17 protein-coding genes, 1 tRNA gene and 1 pseudogene are annotated in these 23,847 nt (G+C 37.2%); 2 read left to right on the plus strand and 17 right to left on the minus strand.

Translation table 11 applies throughout. The features are described 5' to 3' along the window. Positions 1–61: 61 nt before the first annotated feature. From B8869_RS04265 to B8869_RS04295, 7 genes are all read right to left on the minus strand, one after another. Entirely contained in the window at positions 62–517 is a 456-nt protein-coding gene (locus B8869_RS04265) for a copper amine oxidase N-terminal domain-containing protein (RefSeq protein ID WP_084230475.1), read from the minus strand. 7 nt (positions 518–524) lie between these two features. Continuing rightward, complete coding sequence (locus B8869_RS04270) at positions 525–1,739, minus strand: glycosyltransferase (RefSeq protein ID WP_084230476.1); 1,215 nt, start codon at positions 1,737–1,739, stop codon at positions 525–527. A 187-nt stretch (positions 1,740–1,926) separates the two neighbouring features. Further along, complete coding sequence (locus B8869_RS04275; RefSeq protein ID WP_084230477.1) at positions 1,927–2,910, minus strand: electron transfer flavoprotein subunit alpha/FixB family protein; 984 nt, start codon at positions 2,908–2,910, stop codon at positions 1,927–1,929. 4 nt (positions 2,911–2,914) lie between these two features. Further along, complete coding sequence (locus B8869_RS04280) at positions 2,915–3,703, minus strand: electron transfer flavoprotein subunit beta/FixA family protein (RefSeq protein WP_084230478.1); 789 nt, start codon at positions 3,701–3,703, stop codon at positions 2,915–2,917. 261 nt (positions 3,704–3,964) lie between these two features. Continuing rightward, a complete protein-coding gene (locus B8869_RS04285) occupies positions 3,965–4,249 on the minus strand; it encodes an ArsR/SmtB family transcription factor (protein WP_084230479.1) in 285 nt (94 codons plus the stop codon). A 14-nt stretch (positions 4,250–4,263) separates the two neighbouring features. Beyond that, on the minus strand, positions 4,264–4,932 hold the full coding sequence (locus tag B8869_RS04290; protein WP_084230480.1) for a GNAT family N-acetyltransferase: 669 nt from the start codon (positions 4,930–4,932) through the stop codon (positions 4,264–4,266). A gap of 360 nt (positions 4,933–5,292) precedes the next feature. Next, positions 5,293–9,108 carry an S-layer homology domain-containing protein gene (locus tag B8869_RS04295; RefSeq protein ID WP_159445234.1) on the minus strand — a complete coding sequence of 1,272 codons (3,816 nt, stop codon included), beginning with the start codon at positions 9,106–9,108 and terminating at the stop codon, positions 5,293–5,295. Positions 9,109–9,197: 89 nt separating this feature from the next. Between B8869_RS04295 and B8869_RS04300 the strand changes: the two genes are divergently transcribed. Beyond that, on the plus strand, positions 9,198–10,184 hold the full coding sequence (locus tag B8869_RS04300) for an IS30 family transposase (protein WP_084229742.1): 987 nt from the start codon (positions 9,198–9,200) through the stop codon (positions 10,182–10,184). Here B8869_RS04300 and B8869_RS04305 read toward each other — a convergent pair. The 6 genes and pseudogenes from B8869_RS04305 to B8869_RS04325 all read right to left on the minus strand — a co-directional run bounded on the left by B8869_RS04305 (position 10,097) and on the right by B8869_RS04325 (position 20,224). Then, positions 10,097–12,208, minus strand: a complete 2,112-nt coding sequence (locus B8869_RS04305) for a hypothetical protein (RefSeq protein WP_084230482.1) — start codon at positions 12,206–12,208, stop codon at positions 10,097–10,099. The genes B8869_RS04300 and B8869_RS04305 overlap by 88 nt on opposite strands. Before the next feature lie 101 nt (positions 12,209–12,309). Then, a pseudogene (locus tag B8869_RS12015) lies at positions 12,310–12,576 on the minus strand (transposase); the annotation flags it as partial. Next, on the minus strand, positions 12,551–12,910 hold the full coding sequence (locus B8869_RS04310; RefSeq protein ID WP_084230483.1) for a magnesium transporter MgtE N-terminal domain-containing protein: 360 nt from the start codon (positions 12,908–12,910) through the stop codon (positions 12,551–12,553). The pseudogene B8869_RS12015 and the gene B8869_RS04310, both read right to left, overlap by 26 nt. After that, positions 12,883–13,074 carry a hypothetical protein gene (locus B8869_RS04315; protein ID WP_084230484.1) on the minus strand — a complete coding sequence of 64 codons (192 nt, stop codon included), beginning with the start codon at positions 13,072–13,074 and terminating at the stop codon, positions 12,883–12,885. Before B8869_RS04315 ends, B8869_RS04310 begins: the two co-directional genes overlap by 28 nt. A 153-nt stretch (positions 13,075–13,227) precedes the next feature. After that, positions 13,228–19,899: a S8 family serine peptidase gene (locus B8869_RS04320; protein ID WP_084230485.1), complete on the minus strand. Its 6,672-nt coding sequence runs from the start codon at positions 19,897–19,899 to the stop codon at positions 13,228–13,230. Between the two features lie 248 nt (positions 19,900–20,147). Then, positions 20,148–20,224 (minus strand) — tRNA-Pro (locus B8869_RS04325). Positions 20,225–20,358: 134 nt separating this feature from the next. Here B8869_RS04325 and B8869_RS11695 point away from each other — a divergent pair. After that, a complete protein-coding gene (locus tag B8869_RS11695; RefSeq protein WP_084230486.1) occupies positions 20,359–20,574 on the plus strand; it encodes a hypothetical protein in 216 nt (71 codons plus the stop codon). Here the strand turns inward: B8869_RS11695 and B8869_RS12430 are convergent. The 4 genes from B8869_RS12430 to hcp form a co-directional block, all read right to left on the minus strand. After that, on the minus strand, positions 20,473–20,688 hold the full coding sequence (locus tag B8869_RS12430; protein ID WP_412458528.1) for an MBL fold metallo-hydrolase: 216 nt from the start codon (positions 20,686–20,688) through the stop codon (positions 20,473–20,475). The two genes, B8869_RS11695 and B8869_RS12430, sit on opposite strands and share 102 nt — an antisense overlap. Before the next feature lie 135 nt (positions 20,689–20,823). Beyond that, entirely contained in the window at positions 20,824–21,375 is a 552-nt protein-coding gene (locus B8869_RS04335; RefSeq protein WP_084230487.1) for a hemerythrin domain-containing protein, read from the minus strand. A 2-nt stretch (positions 21,376–21,377) separates the two neighbouring features. Then, positions 21,378–21,947 (minus strand): hypothetical protein, encoded by a 570-nt coding sequence (locus B8869_RS04340; RefSeq protein ID WP_084230488.1) that lies wholly within the window; start codon positions 21,945–21,947, stop codon positions 21,378–21,380. After that, the gene (gene hcp, locus B8869_RS04345; RefSeq protein WP_084230489.1) at positions 21,947–23,800 is read right to left on the minus strand and encodes a hydroxylamine reductase; all 1,854 of its coding nucleotides are present in this window, start codon (positions 23,798–23,800) and stop codon (positions 21,947–21,949) included. Before hcp ends, B8869_RS04340 begins: the two co-directional genes overlap by 1 nt. Positions 23,801–23,847 lie beyond the last annotated feature (47 nt).

Here is a 23,847-nt window from a genome sequence, read left to right on the forward strand (position 1 = left end):
TGATATCGTTACCAATTTTAATAATAAAAAAGAGCATGCTAAGCACACTCTTCACAAAACATTAATTAACTTGTGTTATTTCCACCAAGTCATGTGAATCCAAATTTTTCCACTCAACTTGATATCCTAAATTTTCTGCAATAAATCTAACAGGAACATAATTTTTAGAATTTATATTTACTACTTTAATTCCTATATCAACAGATTTTGTATTTGAATTTTTCATAAGATATGCTCTTGAACTATTTTCAAACATTCCAATTGATATATCATTATAAGTTACCACAAATCCGGCAGTTCTATCTTCAGTTGCTGGTAGATATTCAACATTAGCTCCCAAATTTTTTACTAAATCTCTCACCGGAGCCATAACCTTACTACTATCTGTATCTAAAAATACACCTTTTGAACTGTCAATTGTATTCCCCAATGCAGAAATTTTTAATTCTCTTCCACTTGCTAAACAAATGGAACTCATTGATAAAATACATATACAAATCGTTATAAACTTTTTCATATTACTCCTAATTATTTTTTGAAGTTTTATATTTTTTAACCATCTTTTTTACCTTTACTATAGGTCTCTTAGGTAAAGATATGTAATTATAATTTAATAAAACCATCTTATATAGCTCTAATACTTCCATCGCAAAATTTTCTTTTGAATACTTCTTAGAAGATATATAAGCATTTTTTCTCAACTTATCTCTAACAACTTTGTCAAATAGAACTTCCGCCGACTCTTTAAATTCAATATAGTTGTTGAAATAATATCCATTAAATCCAACTTCCAAAAGTCCATCTAAGCACTCATCCGGCTTACATAAAAGAGGTAGTGAATTTGCCAAAGCTTCAACGAAAGTAAGACCTTGTGTCTCGCTTTGAGACGCACATAAAAATGCATCACCTACTCCATAATATTTGCCAACTTCATCTGGACTCACCATTCCCGTAAATACTATTTTCTCATGAGAAACTTTTTTCTTCAGCTCATCTAAATATGGTCCGCCACCAACTATTAGAAAACTTATATTTGCATAGTCTCTTTGCAATTTAACAAAATTTTCTATGACTTCATCTAAGTTTTTTTCTTTTGCAACTCTTCCTAAAAACATAAATAAAAAATCATCTTTTTCTATATTATATTTTTCTTTTATTTGATTTTTTTCTAGTATGTCAACTTCATTTGAAAATTTGGATAAATCTATTCCCGTTGGTATTACATCTATCTCAACATTCATACCCATATCAATCAAAGATTCTTTAGCTTTAGCCGTTGGAGCTATTACTCTCTGACATGATTTGAAAACCCTCTTCAAAAAACTATGTAAAAATTTTTCTCCAGCTTTTTGATGTTTTGTCACATATTTTACATAGTGCTCATACATTGTATGATAGGTGTGAACTATCGGACACTTTGCAGCCGTAGCAATAATTCTCGCAAAATTAAAAGTTGAAAATTCATTTTGCGTATGTATTATGTCAGGTCTCCATTCTATAGCACTTAAAATAATTGGATCTATAACTGAAAGTGAAGCTCTTATATCTGGATATACCTTTACAGGAAAACTCGAAATATAATATACTCCATTTTCATAATGTGACTTGAAAGAATTGGAAAGGGTTAGAATTCTAACTTCCACTCCCAATTTTCTAAGCTCTTCAGATAAATTTAAAACTGAAGTTACCACTCCATTTATCTGTGGCTTATATAAATCTGTAGCGATTAATACCTTCATCTCATTCTCCTTTTGATTTATTTTATCAAAAGTATTCTAAACTTTGTCAATAAAATAAAAATTGAGTTGTAATCATACTAAATTAGAACTCAAAATTTATTTAATATTTAATCTATTATACCATATCATTTATAAATGACATAAATTCTTAATTTACAAAAATTAAAGGCTCACCTAAGTGAACCTCTTAAACTAATTTTTTTAATTTTTCTATGAGCATAGGCACTACTTCAAATAAGTCTCCAACTATTCCATAGTGTGCCACGTTAAATATAGCTGCATCCGGGTCATTGTTTATTGCAACTATTATATCAGAGTCTTTCATACCTTGTACGTGTTGCACTGAACCTGAAATACCAATTGCAAAGTATAATCTTGGATGAACTTTTCTTCCTGACATCCCAACGTATCTGTCTGCCGGAATCCAAAGTTGGTCTGAAATAGGTTTTGTACCTGTGGTAGCGGCGCCTAAAACTTCTGCCAATTCATTTATCAAATGCCAATTTTTAGGCTCTTTAAGTCCAAGACCTCCAGCCACTACTATCTTAGCATCTTCTAAAGATAAATTGCTATTTCCTCTCTTAACACTTCCCAAGATTTCAGTAAGCAAATCGTCCATGTTGATATCAGCTTCAAACTCTATCACTTCACCTGTCCTCTCTGTAGGTTCAAGAGCTTTAAACACATCTTCTGCCACTGTACCCATTTGAGGTAGAGTATTTGTTCTTATATCTGAATACAATTGTCCATCAAATGTTGGTCTAATCCATTTTATGTCATTCTTTTCATCATTTAATAAAATTTGAACACATTCTGCAACAAGACCTATTTTTCTTCTCGCGGCAATTCTCCCTCCCAAGTCTCTCATATTTTGACTTGCAGGCAACATAACTGCAAAAGGTTTAAATTCATCTAATACCTTATCAAATGCCTTAGTATAGCTAAGAGTTCTATATTGCTTTAAGTCATGGTTATCAACCACAACTACCTTATCGGCCCCATGAGCTATTAAATCGTCAGAATATTGTTTTACATCTGATCCCATAACCAAAGCATAAACTTCTTGTTCCAATTCATCTGCTATTTCTCTTGCCTTAGCTAAAATTTGGTATGATGTCTTTGTTACGCCCTCTTTTATTTCAACAACACTTAATATATTTTTATGTTCCATACTATTACCTACCTATAATTCCATCTGCTTTTAAAACTTCAACTAACTTATTTACTTGCTCTTCAATATTTCCTTCAAGTAATAAACCTGTTGCTCTATTTTGATGTGCAAATACTTCTTTTACAACAGTAGGTGAACCTGAAACTCCAAGTTGTTCTGAATCCATGCCAGCATCTTCATCAGATATGAATTTTATAAGATCGTCACTTATGCTTTCAATTTTTTCTTTGCTAACTTTTTTTACTTCGTTACACTCTCTAACTACTGTAAATAGAACTGGAGCTTTAACCACTTGTTTTTCAACATTAGATGATAGCTCTCTTAGAACTTCAAAACTTCCGTCTTTATACTTAGCATCTTTTAGATAAGTGGCTTGGTTAATTCCCAAAAATTCTGCAACTTCAGGTCCTACTTGTCCAGTATCACCATCAATTGTTTGAGCTCCCGCTAATATTACATCAAACTCTCCTATGTGTTTTATTGCAGAAGAAAGAGCATAAGAAGTTGCTAAAGTGTCTGATCCTCTAAAAGTTCCACCAGAAAGTACATAACCTTTATCAGCTCCCATAGCTATAGCTTCTTTAATCATATCTGCTGCCCTTTCAGGTCCCATAGTAAGAATTGTAATGCTGCCACCAGTTTGTCTCTTTAGTTGGATTGCCATAGTAAGTGCATTTAAATCCGCTGGGTTAATTATCATCCTCATGCCATCTCTTAATAAATTATGAGTTATTGGATCTAATTGAACTCTTGTAAATTTAGGTACGTGTTTCATCAACACAAGATACTCCATTTTTTCCCCCTTCAAAATTAAACGGGCTAATTAGCCCGTAATATTTTTTTTAATTTTATTGCTCTTTGTAAAAAGTTAAAGTTTTATCGGTAAAAATTTAACATACTTAACTATCACTTTTCCACTGTATAGTGGAATGAATGAGCGATTATTATATTAATTTAGATACTTTTGTGTTGCATTTTTAATAGTTCTATTTTCAAACAATTTAAAAGGACTATACCAAACACAATTTTCAATAACATTAAAAATATCTAATTTTTAATCTTCTTCAAATATAGCAACTATTAAGTCTTTAATTAGTTTGCTCTCAACTCCATAATATATCTCTGTTCCTTCTCTTCTACTATTTAATATTCTAGCTCTTTTTAATTTACCTAGATGTGATGAAACAGTAGGTTGCGGAATATCTAATATAGCCTGTAGCTGAGATACATTTTTGGTTCCATTTTCCATTAAATACTTTACCACACATAATCTGATTGGGTGTGCTAAAACCTTTAACATTTCTGAGCGTTCTTCAAGTTGCCTGTTGTTATAGTCCATTTGTTTTACTCCTCCTATAATTTTAACTTTCTAAAAACAATATAACTATCTCTATAATTAACACCAAAGAATTTTTCTTTAAGTAAATTTTTTATAGTTTCGAAATCCTTTGGTCTTACCAACTTCTCTTCACCGGTGAATTCAAGAGGATTATTTAAATTCCTATAGAAAATAAATCTCGTCCATCCTTCCGGCTTTTCTTCATCCGCATGTACATCTGCAAGTTCTACTAATTGAAACCCGCTAAGTAAAACATTTCTAAAAGAAGGTTCGTTGTCTGGTGACACTGTCGACATCATAATCCCAAATCCCTTTTCTTTTATATGTTCTATAAGTAAATCTCTACTCTTGTTTTGAACCCCTCTACCTCTAGCATCTTCATGAACCATCACCGATTCCATAATAACTATAGGTTCGTCAGGTATGTCTAAATTTTGTACATACTTCGCTAAACTTTCTTCTTTATTTGAATAGCTCGTATATCTATAAGCCACTATTTTGTCATTTTTATAAACTCCAACCAAAAAAGTATTTTCAGCTGTCATCTCTTCTTTAGTATCTCTAATAAAAGTATTTTTATCTTCAATTCTTGAGTATATATCTTCTACTAATTCCATAACTTCAGCAGAATCACTCTGTTGCATAACTTTGTATACTAAATCACCATCTCTATATAATTCCATAGACAGTTCACCTCCACGGAATTTATACCCTTATTTGTATACAAAGTTATCATACAAGATAAATATTTTACTTTCTGCTAAGTTTTTTATTCGTATACTGTATTATTTTTATCTATACCCATTATATAATAAAAAAAGACTTTTAAATACATATTTAAAAAATATTTTTTCAGTGTATATTTTTATCCTACTACTTTAAACAATATATTGTAAATTAAATAAAAGTAAAAATAAAAGTAAAAGAGAGCCTTAGGACTGCTCTTTTTTCTTTACCAAGAAAATGATTGAGATTTGATAAAGTATGAAAAAAATAGTGCCAGTTTTATCTGACACTATTTAAAATACATTATATTATTTAATTTAGTTAGAAGTTGGCTTTTCAATGTGATTTAATGTGTAACTTCTTCCGTTTTTTACGGCCTTTAGATAAACATCTTCAAAACCATCTAGTGATATTTTTATAATATCGTCCGCTTCTAAATTAAAAATACTTATAGATTTTGTAGAGGGCTTATTATAAATCTGGATATTAACTTTATCTAAGTCAACATAAGAATTATTTTTTAGCTTCTTAACGATGGCTTTTTCTTCTATTTGACTTAGCCATACTCCGTTGTCTTGGTAATCTTTTTTTAGTCTTATCTTTCTATAGTCAGATTCTGCAAAAATAATTTTTTTAAGTTGAGTGTTTGGCTTAGGATTTTTTCCTTCGCTTGGTTGTACATTGTTATTTTCGGAGCTTGGTTTATTATTTTCTTTAGTTTCGGGGTTTTCAATTTGAACTAAGTTGTAGCTTGCTCCAAATTTTTCAGCCTTAACAAAGACATCCTTATAACCAGGGACAACTATTTTCACTATATCTCCAATATTTATACCTCTAACTCCAAGAGAAGAATTAGTATAGACATAGTAGCCTCTTTCTGAAGAATTAGTTGTCGTATAATTTAGTTTGTCTCCACTAGGATATATAGAAAGGCTAGCAGTAGAGCCTTTTAGAAGGTTAAGCCAAGTTTTAGTCTCTTCATTATTTCTGTCTATGGCAATTGCCTTATTTTTCTTTTCTAATGTAAACTTAGGTGCCTTAGCATCTTCTTTTGAAGGATTGACTTCATCCTTAAACTCAGCAGAAATTTTTATTCTTCCGTCCTTAACCATTTCTTGTGTAAGGACTTTTGCATTCAAGGCATCACTTGATAAAATTTCTGAGCCATCATTTATTTTCCATCCAAGGAAGACTTTACCGCTTATACTAGGATCTTCAATCTTGTAGCTACCAGAATTACTTGTCAAATCTGCGAAAGTTTTTCCAAGAATTCCCTTTAGATTATCACTTGAAGAGCCACCCTTATTAACCAATACTTCTACAATCACTTGGTTTGGTTTTTTTACAAGCTTAGCAATTGCTTCTTCAACTAGAGTTAACTCATGCTTAATATCATTTTCTGTAGCATTATCGAAGTCATATCCTGCAAATCTATTTAAGAAGTTTTCTAAAGTTTTCCTTGAATCTTCTGTGTAAGATTCATCTTTTGTTAGTTTTGAGGCTTCTTCTAGCTTTTTCTCTAGAATTGATGAATCGCCAAGTTTTTTCAAAGAGTCAAGTGAATTTTGCAAGTCTTTTAAGGCCACTTTTAAGGCTTCCTTATCATTAGAATCTTTTAAGGAGTCTGCTTTTGCTATCTCGGCTTTCAAGGCATCAAAGGATTTTTTTGTAAACTTAGTTTCATCTTTTGCCTTTGCAAGTTCAATTTTTTCTTGGAGTTGTTTCTTTAGATTTGCAAGTTCCTTATCAACTTTATCCTTTTCGACTATAACAACAAAAGGTGATAAGCTATCTACTTCAAAGCTTACGCTGCCCTTTCCGACAGTTGATGTATAAGTTTTTAAACCATCTTTTGAAAGGTGCTTTATAGTAGCCCTTCTTCCATTGTTTTCTTCACCAACAGGCAAACTTATTTTAAGTTTTCCTTGGTAGTCACCAAGTATTTTTATATCAAAGGATTTTACAATTTCATAAAGCTTGTCTTGTGCAGGTTTTAAAGTTTTATAATCCTTTAAAATCGTTTCAGGAACTGTTATTGTAACTTTACCATTCTTTGTAGTGGATTTATCTACAACCACAAGCTTTGCATCTTTCGTAAGTTTCCCTTCTATATTAACATTAGAAGTTTTGTCATCTAATTTACTTTCAATATAATCCTTTTTTGCATTTGAATCTGGTTTATCATTTTGCTTCTTATCTTCGGGAACTTCTTTAGAATTTTCAACCCAAACCTTGTCCCAAGATTCTTCATATCCATCCTTATAAGTGTAATAAGTTTCTGTAACTTCATTTAGGATAGGATAGTTTACAGCTGACATGATTTGCAAGTATGCCCAATGAGATTTTTGAACATCAGAAAATTCTTTTATTTTAGAATTATTTTTCTTAAGGTCATCTAATGTCAAATATCTATTAGATAATTTGTTTAGCATAGTAACCGTTTCTGCTCTTGTTACTTTTCCATCAGGTTTAAAGCTTCCATCTGGATAACCCTTTATTATTCCATTGGCACTAGCTCTTACTATTGCGGCTTCAAACTCATGACCTGCAATATCATTAAATCTTGGTTCACCTGACTTATCTGCTAGAAGAGGATATAACATTCTAACAAATTCTCCCCTAGTCATAGGGGCATCAGGTCTAATATTGCCATCCTTAGCAAGCAACATTCCCTTAGATATTGTATAGTTGAGAGCTTGGTTGTACCAAGAGTCTTTTGCGTCCTTAAAGTCTGCTTTTAAGTTTGATGCAGTGGCATTTTCTAAGACCAAAAGCATTTGAGCAGCTTCAGCTCTTGTAACAGAATTGTCTGGTCTAAACAAGCCATCAGGATAGCCAGCTATAAAAGATTTTTGAGAAGTCTTTTTAGTATGTTTAACTTTTGTTGGCGAATAATTTTTTGTTAGCCTGTATTCATAATGACCTGTGGATTTTGTCTTTGAACCATCAACATTTTTATTTGCTTCTTCCTTAATAGGATCTTTTTCTTCGACAATTGAAGTACTGTTATTTTCTGTTGATGGATTTTCACTAGGTTTATCTTCATTCTTTGTGTCATTTAGAAATACAAAGTCAGAGCTTTTTGCATAAATACCATTAGCAAGTTCTACAGAGAAAACAATTTTTAAAAGTTTCGTTTCTGGGAAATCTCTTTTTATATCATTTTCTTTAATATCAATTTCGTATTTGTTATTTGTTGCAGAAGTTCTGTCTTGATTGTTATTTGAAAGCTTTTTAATATCATAGTATTTTACATCCAAGATGTTATCTTCAAAGCGTGGTACAGTTGCCCCAGAAGTTGCATCTAAATCTTGCCTTGTTTCATAGGAGTTTTTATCAATCCTATAAATTGTAAGTTTAGGATAGGAGTCCTTGGATAGATTTTGCAACTCAGAGGAGTAACTTACTTTTCCATCATTTAATTGTGCATGGAGCCTAGTGTCATCATATTTATTAGTTATAACTTTTTTATCTTCTAGATTCATATCCAGTTTAATATTTTTTGTTTGTTCTTCAAACTTATTATTGAAGTAAGAAACAAGTTCCTTCTTTTCTTCATCATTAATACTTGTTTTTTTAGCAAGTTCTTTAGCTTTTTTAATTGCTTCTTTGAAAGCATCTATAGTTGAAGAATTTTTACCGATATTTACACCTGCTTGCTTTAGGGCAGAGTCATTTATTGTAATACCATTAATATAATTTTTTGCAGCGTTGACACTTTCATCTGAAATATCAACCTCTTTTTCAGGACGATAAGGTCTTTCTTCCTTTTCTCCCTTAAAGGCCACTAATAAATATGGTATTTCTGGGGAGTTACTTGCAACAGCCTTTAAGCTAAGGGGCACATATCCATCAAGGTTAATATCTATTTTATCGTCTACTTTTAATCCGTAGATATATAAGAAGTTTCCATCAACCTTATAGCCCTTTTGTCCAGAAATTTCATCTTGAACAAGATTTAACTTCTCTTCTCCAAGTTTAACCTCTCCCTCACCATTAGCTAATTTATTTATCCATTCTTTTGAATCATCGCTTTTTTCATTTATTTGTGTTGATTTGTTGTGGAACAAATTTGTAACAAGTTCAACTCTTTTTAGGAATTTGCCTGGTTTTTTGTCTTGATAATTTATCATAACAAGTGCAACATAAATAAACTCATAGCTAATCAGCTGTGTTAATATGTAAGTGACCAAACAAAACATATTAAAAGGAGTGATTAACTATGAGCTATAACCATCTTACCATAGAAGAAAGATCTTGTATTTACCAATTTTTAAATTTAGGAATGAGTATAAGGAAAATTGCACAAGCACTTAAAAGGTCACCTAGTACAATATCTAGAGAAATTAAAAGAAATTCATCTAAGATAAAAGTTAGTAGGGGAAGTTACACTAAGTACTTTCCGATAAAGGCAAATGATAAATATATTGATAGAAGAAAAGACTGCCATAGAAAAAGTAAATTTTCTAAAGATGTTATTGATTATTTAACTGTAAAGATTAACGAACATTGGTCCCCTGAACAAATATCAAATAGAAACACAAATGAGATTCATGAATTACCATCTACATCAACGATATATAGAATGATACACGCCAAAAAGCTGCCAAAAACTAGTATGAAAAATTTGAGAAGAAAAGCTAAATTTAAAAGGCCAGCAGAAAAAAGAGGAAAATTCAATGATAAAGGTAGAACAATTAAGAAAAGACCTAAAGAGATATACAGAAGGCAAGAATTAGGCCACTGGGAAGCAGATACAGTGGAATCAGGCAGATTAGATCATAAAAGGAAAAGTAGATGTTGTTTCGTAACTTTAGCAGAAAGAAAATCTAGATATTATATAGCAATCCTAGTTGAAAATAGAAAGTCGGAAAGCGTAACACCAGCAATAATAAATGCATTAAAAGATTATCCAAAAGAATTAGTAAAAACAATAACCTTTGATAGAGGTAAAGAATTTTCAGAATTTGAGAAAATAGAAAAAGAATTAGGATGCAAAACTTATTTTTGTGATCCCTATTGTGCATGGCAAAAAGGTACAAATGAAAATAGTAACGGACTTTTGAGGGAGTTTTATCCTAAGGGTATGGATTTATCAGAAGTGAATATTGATGAATTAAATTATAACTTAAGTTTAATGAATAATAGACCTAGAAAATGTATAAAATATAAAACACCTAAAGAAGAACTTTTTGGTCTCTTACCATAGGTGTTGCATTTGATTTGACAATTCGTCTCTTCAAAAACAGGTGGAGTTTCACCCTCAACCTTATCCTTACCATTAGGGTTGATAAGAGTTTTTCCAATTTTTTCATCATCTAACTTTTTAGGAATAGAACTATGACCCCAGAACTCTGGATATTCTTCTGCTATTCTTCCGGTTCCCTTTTCACCATGATGCTCACTTCCAATAACATTTTTTGTTATCTCAATATTACCGTCCTTAGCAGGCGTTTCAATGCTACCATTACCAGCTCTTAGGTAAGCAGACTTTGTTGATATGATTCCATCTCCACAAGCTGCATATCCACCTACTCCAGTTTGGCCAGTTCCACCCATAAGGGCAAGACCTCCGTCACCTAGAACTTTACCATTATTTCTAAGAACAAGAGCATTACCACCACGAGATGTAGTTGCAGTAGTTCCACCACCATAAACATAAAGATTCGAATCCTTTAAGACAGTAAGAGATCCACCATCAATTTCCATACCAGTTTGACCCCTATAAGGTGAGCCATCTGCTTCGCTTCCTGTTGGAGATTCATCTCCTTTTACAAAAACATTTCCCTTTATAAAGGCCTTACCCTTAACAAGGACAACAGGTCTTGTATTTTTTATAGCCTTATTGGCATCGGTCAAATTATTTGTATTTGAATAAATATAAGAGCTTTCCAAAACCGCTCCATCGTTTAGGATAATTTGTCCTTGGATAGATGATCCAGAAACAACTTTTGCACCTGAAGACTTTCCAAACTCACCTTGAAAAGTTCCATTAGGGTCGTAGTTTATCCTAAGCCTACCGCCATCAACTGTTATTCTTCCATAAATTGATGAATCATGAACATTTAAAGTAGCACCTTTTTTTACTATTATATTTACTCCAGAGAAGACCTTCATATTTACAAGTGTAAGATTAGTTCCTTCTTCTAGGATGAAATTTTGAATAGGAATTCTTTCTTCGTCAGGTCTGTATTGAAATTTATTTTTATCTGGATTTTCACTTATTGGCAAAATCAATCCTAATTGTCCATAGGTTCCACTTTCATGAGACCCTTGCCATAGATTTATGTTCTTTGGAACAGTAAAGGATTGATTAGCTCCCTTATTATTTTCATTGAAGTAACCAATATACCAAGGTTCTTGATTAAATAAAACCTTGTTATTTTGAGTTGTTTTAAGCTTTGTATTTACATCCTTCATAACCTTGTCTAGGTAAGTTGATTCTATATCAGAAACAGAGAACCAAGCGGCATTACTAGTTGCCTTTCTGCCATATATATCAACTAGTTCAACCTTCACAGGATAGTCACCAACATTTTTTGGTTCACCTGCTAGAGTAATAGAAGAGTCTAGAGCATTAAAGTTAGCTTTCATTCCAGACTTAGGGTCTAAAGTTATTTTTGTTAATCCCTTATCAACTTCTATATCAGATTTGGAAAGTTCTTTCCAAGCTTTTGGATCAGGAGCTTCATTTTCTTCAGTTATTTGACCATAGACTTTTATGTCGGAGTTCTTGTTATCACTTGCAGCTCCAGTTGATGCACTTACTGCATCGTACTTTCTTTGTCCCACAAGAGCACCCTCAAAATAACCCTCTAACTTTAAGTGAATTTTTCCCTTTGGTGGATGCGCTAAATCTATACTTTCGCATTTACCATCCTTTAGGATAAAATGAAGATCACTTCCGTCATTTAGATTAAGAGTTATTGTGTGCTTGTTCTTAAGAGGTGGTATGTAAAGTTTTTCTCCTTCAATGGAGTATCCTTTTTTCCCACTAACCCATCTAAAGCTAGCCTTATTCATTTTTTCATGAATAAACACCGTGTCTGTCTTTACCCCTGAAATTTTGCCAATAATATCTTTTGGCTCTATTGAAAATTCCATGTAGTCATTATTCTTTTTTTCTAGTTTTAAACTTACTTTTTTGTCATTTGTAGCTTGTGCAAATACACTTATTGAATTGAATAAAAGTGTTAAGCACAAGATAAAAATTACAGATGTTTTTTTTATCATTGTGTCCTCCTTAAATTGATAGATATTATCTATAGATATTTTAGCATAACTATTTTTGTAAGCAATAAATATAAAAGCATCTTAAAAAAATTTTTTTATTTCTAAATTTCAATATCAAATTGAACTATATCACCTAAGTCATCAATTAATCCTAAATTATTAAGCTCCCGAACAAAACACTCTAAAGGAGTTTTATAGTTTAGGATTTTTCTTGGTAGTTTATTCATCCAGTTCATTATCTTAAGATAATGATTTTTTTCATAGTATGTTAATGATTTTCCCTTTGGAAGAAATCTCCTAATTAATCCATTGTGTCTTTCATTAGTACCTCGCTCTGAAGGACTATTTGGATGACAGAAATATACTTCTCCTACTTAGGTGATCCAAATCTGCTACAGTTTGTCGCCCAAGGGGCGAGTGCAGCACCCGCTCCAAGATGTACTCCGCACCGGAGGACGCTTTGATGTAGAGCAACTCCACGATCATAATGGCGCCGACACTATCTTCCGGATAGCCTAATAATTTGTTGACTATGATGCGGCGCTCGCCGGTGACGAATTCGTCCATGAGGCGGCGCACCATATTGGCGGACAGCTCATGCAGGGTATCCACCAGCTCGTCTTCGTCGAGCTCTTTAATCAGGGAGCGTATGGCATCGTCGGTGTGGCTGTCGATTAATTGACGCTTCGTGTCCCGTACAATTTGGCGAAAGTATCCGCCGCTTTGTCCTTATCCAAAAGCTTCAGCCATAAAGCCACGGATACGGGATCCATGTCCTGCAAACTATCCTCCAAATCCACCGGATCCATTTGATTGATTTCCACTTTCAGAGCCTTAATTGCGTCCACATCGTAATTATGCGTCATCTCGTCCCCCTTTCTAAAGAAAAAGGATCGAGCGCACTCAATCCTTTTCTTTCCTATAAATGGCTCGATTATATAATAGGCCGTGAAAAGAAGATAGTTTTCGCAAATTTGCACAAAAAAGACAGACCGTTCCTTCCGATCTGTCTTTTTGTTTTAGTGGCCGAATTGATAGATGACTTTTGCCAGTTGCGCACGGGTGAAGTTTCCTTTTGGAGCGAAGGTCTTGTCTTCGTTTCCTTGTAGGATTTCGTAGCGGCTCATGTGCATTACCGCTTCTTGAGCCCATGCAGGAATGGTGTCGAAGTCTTTGTATTGCGGCACTTTTTTTGTTTCCTTCAATTGAATTTTCAAGGTGTTGGTGTATCTGTAGAGTATGGTCGCCATTTCGGCACGATCCAGTGTTTTATTCGGCGCAAAGCGATTGTCTCCTACGCCAAGTACGATTTTGTTTTCTGCCGCCCACGCGATGTATGGGGCGGTGAAATCACCTGTGTCCACGTCTTTGTACGTAGGTGCTTGGTACTTGCTTCCATCCACCTTAGCGTAGCGTGCCAATACGGTGACGAATTGTGCCCGTGTCACTGGTAGGTCGGGTTTAAAGGCCACATCGCCTGCAATGTTGTTGAAGTAGCCTTTTTTCAATGCGTCTCGTATGACGGCTTCCGCCCAGTGGCCCGTGAAGTCGCCTTTTATTTGTGGCGCTTTGTTTCCATTTGTAGGATCTTGGGAAGCGGATCCGCGGTTCGGTGTGAAGTGGAACCAATTTTGACTCGATCCGCTACTTCCGGAGTTCGTTCCGGGATCTGGCTTAGTTCCTGGATCAGGCTTCGTTCCGGTATCAGGATTGATTGCTGTATCTTTCCATTGCGCCGTAATGGTCATGTGGTCGTTGATGGTGACTTGTGCACCTGGTTGCATAAGTTCGCCCGATACGAGCCAGCCTTCAAATACTTTTCCTGCCGGTGCTTGCAAGCCGTTTTGCGGCAAGGTAATGGTAGAGCCTTTCTCTACTTCCATGGTTTGTTCCATACCTTGTCCGCCCGCTTTTTCGAAGTTGACGGTCACTTTTTCTATAGGTTTGGCGTTTTTGAAGATGGCGGTAATGGCGATGTCGCTCTTCGGGTTCACCACTTCGCCCGGTTGACGTAAACCGTTTAATTCACGATCATCGGCCAATCCTGTGCTGTGGTAGTGAACGGCGCTCGCATCGGTAAAGGCGTTGGCTTCTTCTACGCGCCATCCCGCAAAGACTTTCCCTGTTGGTGCCGTTAAAGTGCATTCTGGCAAAGCGAAGTCTTCACCTTGGTTCACGCGTATGTTTTCCATGGTGCCATTGCCTTCGCCCGGCAGGATGGCGATGGATACCATCGGATTTCTTTTTTCCTTGACGGTTTCGGTTTGAGGATCGAAGGAGACGATTTTAACCGTCGTATTTCGCGCGTAGTCTTTTGCTACGACTTTGATTTCATAAGGCGCGTCGCCGTATTTTTCTAAGTTCGTGTCGGCGATGTAAGTTTTGCCGTTGACGAAGATTTCTTTTTCTTGGATTTCTCCTTTTTGTCCATTGGTACGTTTGTCCGTTACGTCGACATACAGTTTTTTATCTGTACCATAGGAAATGGCTTGGCTATTTCCCACGGGATCTTTTAAAATGGCTACCGTCGGTTTTACATCATCTAAATAGAGGTAGTATTGGGTTTTAAGGGCGCGTTGAATGATGTTTCCTTCGCTATCTTTGATGTCTCCGGGCATGCCGTTTCCGGAGTAGTCTTTTGCCGCCCAATCCATGCGGTCGCCGTCTTCAAATGGGATCTTCACTTCAAATGGTCGGCTGTTGTCGCTCTTAAGGTCGCCGTAGATCAAGTACTCGTCCACAATACTTTCGTTGATTCTTAAATGCCAGTTGAAGCCACCTTTGTCGCCGACGATGCCTTTCATTACTAATGGACTCTTGCGAACGAAAAGCTTGCTGTCTGCCGTAGGGTTAAAGAAGTTTTTGTCCATGTCTAATTGCACGGCTTCTTTATCAAAGTAGACGCATTTGCCTTTTTCGGAAATGAGATTGTCTTCTTTCAATTCCACTTTGCCGTTAACCATCTTGGCGTTGCCTGATGTATCCAAGTCGATTTTATAGATTTTGTAGTTCAGGTGGTTGAAGCCTTGGAGAATGTTAATGCGCACCGTGTCGTCCAGGCTAAAGTCTTGCCCTTGCTTGCATTTGGATGCGTCGCTGTAGTAAACATTGGATCCCAATGGCTTTAAGCCGTTTTTGCCCGGATTCAGGGAGGTGATTTTTACAGCGTAGCCTTTGTAGATTTTGAGTTCTTCACGAAGTCTATAGATCGGCTTGCCGTTGACATCGGTATCGGGGGTGACTTTGCTTTTTAAATCGCCGTTGTCCAGTTCTTCAATGTCGCCGACTTTCGATTCCACTGGATTTTGAACCTTTTTGTCGCCTTGATCTTTTTTCTTTTCTTCGGGCATTCTGAAGTAGATGTCTTTGCTCATGCCATGTTTATCTTCGACAAATAATTTAATGTCCCGTTCGTAATTGGTTCCCTTGTCGTTGTTGACATCGTCTTTGTTGCCGTAGAAATCGAAGAACATCGTATCGGTCTTTTCATCGTAACCAAAAGTCATGACCGGCTCTCTCTTATTCGTCAGCATCATGGTCGCCGATTGATAGTAAAGCTTTGCCGCTTTCGATACATTTTTCAGCGTACCTGAGACGCGGAATCCGCCGTCTTTATCGGGAGTAATTTTTCCCCAGTAGCCTTTTGTTTTTAAACTGGCCACCGTTTCCGTGTCGTACTTCATGGGGCTGCCGTCTTGGTATTGAAGGGGCTGGCCGTTTTCATCCAAGGGGCCTTCCATGTTTCCGGTATCGTAAACTTCTTCCTCGATGCCGGTGAATTCATTCGCTTTTTTCGTAATCTTTGCCTTCGGCGTTTTCCGAAGATCTGACGTTTCCAATGCACCGATGGTTGACTGTTTTTCGTTCAAGACGATTTCAGGCGTGCCTTCGACTTTTTTGTCGTCTTCTTGTTTTTCTTCCGCTGGTTTGTTTTCAAGTGGGGCGGCGGTCTTTAGTTTGCTGCCGTCGATGACATATCTTCCTTCTGCCTTGTAGCCATTTTCATCTTCGTTTGCCTTTGCGTTTACTTCGTATTTCAGCTTACCGTTGGTAAGATTGTTGTCGAATTTCACGCGGAAGGTGTCGGAGAAGTTGGCTGCACCGTCGAGAGCCGCCAATTCCAAGGTTTTGCCTTGAAGGTTGCTATTGGCGCCTTTGATGATGTAGCGCGTTTCGCCGGTGGCGGCGTCGTAGCCTTTGTTTATTACTTTTAGGCTCGGCTCTTTGATTAAATTGCCGTCTTCGTCGACGAAGGATGCGCCTAAGAACCAAAGTTTGTTGGAAACTTCTTCAAAGGCTTCGGGATGTTGTTTTTGATCGTAGTTAAACCAGGTCTTGGATTTGTCCGGGTTTTGGTGATAGGTATCCTTCGCCACCACCTTAATTTCGTCAGGATCTGAACAATCGACGGAGAGAATTTTCGGCGCCGTATTGTCGACCTTCACTGGAATGTAGGATACTTGATATGGGTAATCCGGTGTTAAGCGGTATTGGAATTTATAGTAGTATTGGCCTTCTGCAAGGGGCGTGAAGCCGGGCTCGATGTATTGCTTGCCGTCTTGCCCGTTAAATTGTTTCCCCGTCTGGTCGGTGTTCGGATTAAATGTTTTCGGCGAATACACTTTGCCGTCCCATTGCAATTCGGGGTACACTTTCATCTTGGATTTTTTCAAGCCCTTTGCCGTGTTGCTCTTGCTGTTTAATATGCCTTTAATAAATTGTTGCACGGAAAGCACTTTTAAATTCCGTTGGCCTTCTTCGTCCTTTTGGTTGACGATGGCCACTTTCGCATCGTAGGCGGAGCGAAGAATCAAAGGTGTCGGTGTGACCATTTTGTCGGTGGTGTAGTCTTTTAGGATTTTGCTGTCGCCAGTGCTCTTTTGATCGCCGAAATTGCCTTTGTTGTTTAAGGAGAAGAAGTCGGGATCTTGTTCAAAGTTCGGGTTGCCGTCTTCGGTGTTTTGAATAACACCTGCCGGCTTAAAGAGGTCGATGCCGTGTTCGCCGCCACGACCGCGGTTCATGGTGCCGGGGCGTTTCAGATTGCCTTCGTCGTCGTAGCCGACGATGCCCTTGGATTTTGAGCCTTCTTCCCACGCCCATTTGTCGATAATGGTTTCTTTATTCCAGTCTCCTGCAAAGCCCATCACCGGCATGGAAAGGGAAGGTTGTGCGTTTTCGTTTTTGCTGTCGGAGGCTTCTTTGGATTCAAAGGTAATGAAACTTTCGACAAATTGATCTTTCGCCTTGCCCGTTTCCATTTTCGCCGCCAAATTATAACTGCTGTGGGCGGGAACGGTAATAGTTTCGGCTGCAAGGTTCAGGCGGGCGCCTTCGACTTTTTTCGGGTGGATTTCCGCTACAATTTTTTGTCCGTCTTGATTTGTTTCATCCTTGTACTCTTCGTCCAGTTTTTTCACCGGCGTTTCGCCATCGGTGGTCACCGGGCTAGCGGATACATTGAAGGTTAAGTCACGATCGGAAATATTGCGCAGGGTGATGGTGAAATCTTTCGATCCGTCTTTAATTTCTCTAAGGGATGCGGAGCCATAATCGTTGTACGTACCATCGCCACCTTTGGCCTTTACGGATACGATGACATTGTTTTTCAACGCCTTTTCTACGTCGATAATGCCTGCCCCTTGTTGGCGAGGCGATGCATAAAGAGCATTTCCATTCTCATCCTTCGTCGTTGGATCGATCATGGGGCGCGCCGTATTTTGAAGCATGATCTTCGTCAAGGATACGAGGTCGATACCCGACCCTTTGATGAGTGGATCTTTTTCAATTTGTTTTAAGCGTGGACGAATCAATACAGTAGAGGCGGACACGACCGGCGTTGCCATGGAAGTTCCGCTCATGTATTGGTACGTGCTCTTGCCATTAATCACATTTAAGGTCGAGTAAATATTTTTACCCGGCGCCGATACGTCTGGTTTTAAAAGAAGGTCGGTACGGGGACCCCAGGATGTGGAACCTGCGGGCACTTCGTCGTCGCCCCATTTGATTTTGTCGTTTAAAAATTCCACGGAGAGACGCTCTTCCTGTCCTACTGCGGGTTTATGGGCATCGAATGCTTTCATGTCGATACGGTAATCGCCTTTGGTCTGTTGCTTTTCATCGACAGTCGTCTGTTTACCGGTGATCATGTCCCAAAGATCACGTCCGTCGTATCCCGAAACCGAGAAGACTTGTACTTGCGTACGCTCGTCTTGTTCGTACCCCATGGCAGGTACATTTTCCCAGTCGTCGCGGTTGTAGTAGGATACGGTGTTCACGACGACAACGCCAACCGCGCCTTTGTTTTTAACTTTTTGGAAGGCGTATTTCATATCGGTGGAGAAAATACGGTCCATGACGACGATTTTGCCTTTAACGTCTTTTCCGGCGATGTCTTCGTCTTGGCATTTGCCTAAGTAAATGAAGTCGTATTCTTTGTTGTTAAAGGATTCCTTATCGAAGAACGCACCAATTTGCGCATAGCGCATATCTTTTCCGCCGATCTTCACGCCGTTAAATTCCACTACCGTATTTCTCGATGAAGCCACGGCAATAGCATCTTCGTGTGCCGCCGTACGGGTGACGTTCCCAGTGTCAGTCATGTTCAGCGCGTTGTTGCTGTAGCGATCCCAAGAGGAATCTGACGCTGATGTGGCATAGTTGCCCGTAGCGACGCAAACGGGGATGTCGGCTTTTCTCAGGCCACGAATGGCTTCCCAGTATTTTTCCCCTACAAGACCGGTTCCCGTAAAGCCCGATGAAATAGAAATAACATCGGCACCATGTTGGATACAGTCTTCAAAGGCATGGAACATGGTTTCGTCGCCGGCAAAGCCGTCGCTGGCGTCGGAGTACATTTTGTACGCCATTAATTGGGCGTTTGGTGCGATGCCGCGAATCCCGTTTTTAGCCTGTAAATCTTGTTCCGTAGCATTTGCCGCTAAAATCCCGGAGATGTGCATGCCGTGTGGATCGTGATAATCGCTGCCGTCGTCGTACATTTCCTTGGTAATGGCGCCACCGCTTAAGTAATTAAAACTGCGAGGCACTTTCGGCGATAAGTAAAAGGGCTTGTCTTCGGGTTTTAAATTCTTTTCCTGCATTTTTGCAGCAGCCAAGGCATCGTCATCGAGACGCATGTCCTTGTGCTTGTAGTCCATCCCTGTGTCGATGTTGGCAATCAACATCCCGCGGCCATCGTAATGCTTCCCGATTTCGGGATTCGTGGCATTGATGGCTTTTAAGTAATCTGTGGCTTCGTTAGCTTTGACAACTTTCCTCGCATTTTCCATTAAAGGTTCCAGCTCGCCACAACGCTCCACGCTTTTTACGCCGGGAATGGTTTTAATTATCTCGGCTTGTTCGGGATACGTCTCTATAGAAACTGCCTTAAACAGAATCTTATATTCGTACAGAACCTTAACATCCTTCATCTTCGACAACGCATCCTTAACAGAATGACGTTGGTTCTCGTTCGTAAATTCGACGATATAGGCGAATTTTTCCTTCTTTTGCTCCAATCGGGGCTGTGATTTGTCAAAATCCTGTAAGATTTGACTTGTCTGAGCCGCCTTACTTTGACCGGCAACTGATGGCTTCTTCGCATCATCAAACGACGCGGCAAAAACGCCTTCAAAAGACGTCAAAACCATGGTCGCCGCCAAAGCAAGGCTAAGAGTTTTCTTCTTCATCCATGACCTCCAATCATCATGTAAAATTTTTAATTAGTAATGATACTTAATACCATTACTAGAAAAGTATATGACTGTCCCCCCGATATCGTCAAGATAAATTTTCACTAAAATGAATCCAGTTTTTAATAGAATTTTCCACTTTATGAAGGAATTCGCCCCGCGAAGCCATTTTCAACCACCGCACCTTTTTTCTTTGCGGCACAAAAAAAGAGCCGAACCGTCATTACGATTCAGCTCTCATTTATTGGTCGAGATGACAGGATTTAAACCTGCTACCCCATGTCCCCCAGACATGTACGCTACCAAACTGCGCCACATCTCGATAAAACAATGGTATTGTAACAACTTTACTCCGTCTTTGCAAGTGCACTTGTCTATATTTTTATTTTTTCGTCGAAGCTCTTCTATCATGCACTCTTATCGAGTACAATAGGAGCGATGAACGGAGGAGAGTTTATGAGTTTAAGAGTAAACGGAAGGGCCATTTTGGAATTGTTGGCCGAAAACAAATCGGAGTCGGCACAGTTGTATCGCCGCTTTGCCGCCGATCATGAGCTCTGCGATCTTTTTTTAGAAGCCATGGCAGAAAATTGTGATGAGATGTGCGATGTCTTTTTGGCATTGGCGAAGCAGGCCCGAGCCGACGGCGGCTTGGTGGTGGAAGAAAGCTAGCTTCCTCACGCCGCCGATGTGGTCTTGGTGCTTGTGGGTCAGGAGCACGGCTTCAAGAATGTATCCTTTGCTTTTTATGAGCTGAAGAGGCAGATCCGCTTCTGAGGGATCCACGACGACGATGCGATTGTTTTTTCTATGATCCAAATGTAATTGTCCGACAGTGCCGGCAAGGGCATGATATTCATTTTACTCACTTCTTTGGATTCATACCCTTCGCCGACTTTTCTCCGCAAGAAAAAACGCCGCCTAAAGCTCCCCTTTAAAAATAATTTTTTTCAATTTTAACTTTTCTTTATCTAATTCTTTTTCTTTAGATATAGTTTCATCAAATTCCAATTCTATCTTCTCTTTTAATTCATTAGATAAATTCTTTTCTCCAAATGGATATACTACAGTATTTTCTTTTTCTATATGTGCTCTTAAAAGATTTACATATCCCATAGAATTTGCTAATATTTGTAAAATATAAATTTCCTTTTTATCTTCCAAATACTTATTCAAGTTTTCTTCTATGTTTAGACAATAGCTTCTTCCAAATTGGTGTTCTACCAACATCCCACTTCTGACTAACTTACCAGCAGCAACACCCAAGTTTTCTTCCATATATTTAAAGAGTATATCCTCTTCTTTTTTGTGGTGAACTCCATCTGCATACTGTCTTATGAATTTAATTGAAGCTCTGAAAAATTCTTCGTCTATTATTTTATCTTCCATTATTTTTAAGCATTCTTCTTCGAGCCTATTTGTAAATACTAATATCTCGTCATGCTCTTCTACTAAATAATCTATAGCTTTCATTATCAACCTCTTATAGAGTATATATTATCTCTTTTCTCAAGTGTGTACTTGCCGTTTAAAACGCCTCTTACAAACTCATCTCTCAATGTCCAATATGTTTCAACACCTGCATACTTATTCCAAATATCTGCATGCACATCTTTATATACTACAAACTCAACGTCATCTTCGTCTGATAAAACAGTTATCGAACCATCACATGGCATACCATCTAAAAATTTCGAACTCACAAGAGCATAAGCTTCAGACTTTGAACCTTTAAAGTTTTCAGATTTCCCTTTTTCAAAAAATTTAACTTTTAAGCTCTCAATATCTTTATCTTTTAAATACATTTCAACAGCTTTGGCAAGTCTTTCTTCAACTAGTTCAACTCTATCAGCAAGCCAGCCATGTATATTAAAAGTATCTATAATTTCACTTAGCTCTCCAGTTTCCAAAGTGCCAAGCGCATCTATCTCTTCTCTTGCCGACTCAACATTTTCAAAATCTTTTATTACTTCTTCAGCTAAGCTATTTGTAAAGTTTATCTTTTGCCACATCAAGTGGTGAATAAATCCTAAAAATGCACTCATTATTTTACCTCTTCCAATCTCTTTACAATTTCATTTACATCATATCCGTGAACCATTGCTGCTTCGCTCAAAGTTTCCATTTGAGAAGCTGGACATGATATACAACCCATTCCCATTTCCATCAACACTGAAATATATCTTGGATTTTCTCTAATTAAATCACCTATTGTTGTGTTTGGATTTATGCTTCCTGTAACCACTGTTTCTTGTACTTCATCTTCGCCAAAGAATAATTCTATATCTTCTTCAACAGTTTGATTTCCGGCTATTCCAAAATTCTTAACTAACACATCAACCACATTTGGTGATAGGAAAGCTGGTAGAGTTGGTCCTAAGTGGATATTCTTAACTCCAAGTGATAGAAGTGCAAGTAACACTATTACAGCCTTTTGTTCATACCATGCGATATTATATACTATCGGTAAATCATTTATATCTTCTAATTCAAAAACTTCTTTTAATTTTAAAGCTATAAGTGCAAGTGAGTATGAGTCGTTACATTGTCCTGCGTCCAATACTCTTGGTATTCCACCTATATCTCCTAAGTTAAGCTTATTGTATCTATATTTTGCACAGCCTGCTGTAAGGATTACAGTATCTTGTGGAAGAGCCTTTGCAAATTCAGTGTAGTAGTCACGACCCTTGTGTCTTCCGTCACATCCGCCCATTACTACAAATTTCTTTATTGCTCCACTTTTAACTGCTTCAACAATTTTATCTGCAAGTGCAAATACTTGGTTGTGAGCAAACCCACCTACGATTTCTCCTGATTCAATTTCAATTGGAGCTGGGCATCTCTTTGCATGTTCAATAATTTCAGAAAAATCTTTTTCTTCTCCAATTTCACCTTTTATGTGTTTACAACCTGGGAATCCAGCAGCACCTGTAGTATAAATTCTATCTTTATAGCTATCTTTTGGCGGTACTATACAGTTTGTTGTAAATAGAACCGGTCCATTAAATGTTTCAAATTCTTCTTTTTGTTTCCACCAAGCATTTCCATAGTTTCCTACAAAATGTTCATACTTTTTAAATGCTGGATAGTAGTTAGCTGGTAGCATTTCAGAGTGAGTATACACATCAACTCCTGTGCCTTCTGTCTGTTTTAAAAGCATTTCCATATCTCTTAGGTCATGTCCTGAGATCAATATAGCCGGGTTATTTCTAACTCCAATATTCACCTTTGTAATCTCTGGATTTCCATAAGCTGATGTGTTTGCTCCATCAAGAAGAGCCATTCCCTTAACTCCGTGGGCTCCTGTGTCTAAAACTAAATTCACTAACTCATCTACGCTCAAATCTTTTTGAGTATCCACTAAAGCCTTTTGAATAAATTCGTCTACTTCTCCATCATCTTTTAAAAGTGCATTTGCATGCTTTGAATAAGCAGCCAATCCCTTTAGACCATAAATTGTAAGTTCTCTTAAACTTCTGATATCTTCATTTTCAGTTGATAAAACTCCAACTTCAGTTGCCTTTTGATATATCTTTTCTAAATCTCTTTCATTATATAAAGCCGATTCAAATAAATTTTCTTTGTTTTCAAGTTCACTCAATAATTTTTCTTTTATATCAATTGTCTTAAGTATAATTTCATTAAACGCCGCCTCATCAAAATTAGCATTAGTTATAGTTGTGAACATATTATATGAAACTACATGATTAAGTTCTTTTGAAATATCCTTTCCTTGTGCTCTTGACTCAATCATAACTTGAGCAAGTCCTTTAGTAATCCAAATTAACATATCTTGTAGATTAGCTACTGTGGCAGTCTTTCCGCAGACTCCCATTTTAGTACAGCCTTTATTTTGAGCAGTTTCTTGACATTGATAGCAAAACATTTTATTTTCCATTTTTAATTCCTCCAAAGTAAAATTTTTATATCCCACACAAAGTTGTC

The organism is Peptoniphilus asaccharolyticus DSM 20463, assembly GCF_900176115.1.
Classification (GTDB): Bacteria; Bacillota; Clostridia; order Tissierellales; family Peptoniphilaceae; genus Peptoniphilus; species Peptoniphilus asaccharolyticus.

Coding starts and splice junctions, on each gene's coding strand:
- B8869_RS04305 (WP_084230482.1), bottom strand. CDS start 12,208: ATGATAAAAAAAACATCTGTAATTTTTATCTTGTGCTTAACACTTTTA.
- B8869_RS04285 (WP_084230479.1), bottom strand. CDS start 4,249: ATGGACTATAACAACAGGCAACTTGAAGAACGCTCAGAAATGTTAAAG.
- B8869_RS04300 (WP_084229742.1), top strand. CDS start 9,198: ATGAGCTATAACCATCTTACCATAGAAGAAAGATCTTGTATTTACCAA.
- B8869_RS04335 (WP_084230487.1), bottom strand. CDS start 21,375: ATGAAAGCTATAGATTATTTAGTAGAAGAGCATGACGAGATATTAGTA.
- B8869_RS04275 (WP_084230477.1), bottom strand. CDS start 2,910: ATGGAACATAAAAATATATTAAGTGTTGTTGAAATAAAAGAGGGCGTA.
- B8869_RS04295 (WP_159445234.1), bottom strand. CDS start 9,108: ATGATAAATTATCAAGACAAAAAACCAGGCAAATTCCTAAAAAGAGTT.
- B8869_RS04280 (WP_084230478.1), bottom strand. CDS start 3,703: ATGGAGTATCTTGTGTTGATGAAACACGTACCTAAATTTACAAGAGTT.
- B8869_RS11695 (WP_084230486.1), top strand. CDS start 20,359: ATGAGTTTAAGAGTAAACGGAAGGGCCATTTTGGAATTGTTGGCCGAA.
- B8869_RS04340 (WP_084230488.1), bottom strand. CDS start 21,947: ATGAGTGCATTTTTAGGATTTATTCACCACTTGATGTGGCAAAAGATA.
- B8869_RS04265 (WP_084230475.1), bottom strand. CDS start 517: ATGAAAAAGTTTATAACGATTTGTATATGTATTTTATCAATGAGTTCC.
- hcp (WP_084230489.1), bottom strand. CDS start 23,800: ATGGAAAATAAAATGTTTTGCTATCAATGTCAAGAAACTGCTCAAAAT.
- B8869_RS04315 (WP_084230484.1), bottom strand. CDS start 13,074: ATGACGCATAATTACGATGTGGACGCAATTAAGGCTCTGAAAGTGGAA.
- B8869_RS04290 (WP_084230480.1), bottom strand. CDS start 4,932: ATGGAATTATATAGAGATGGTGATTTAGTATACAAAGTTATGCAACAG.
- B8869_RS04320 (WP_084230485.1), bottom strand. CDS start 19,899: ATGAAGAAGAAAACTCTTAGCCTTGCTTTGGCGGCGACCATGGTTTTG.
- B8869_RS04270 (WP_084230476.1), bottom strand. CDS start 1,739: ATGAAGGTATTAATCGCTACAGATTTATATAAGCCACAGATAAATGGA.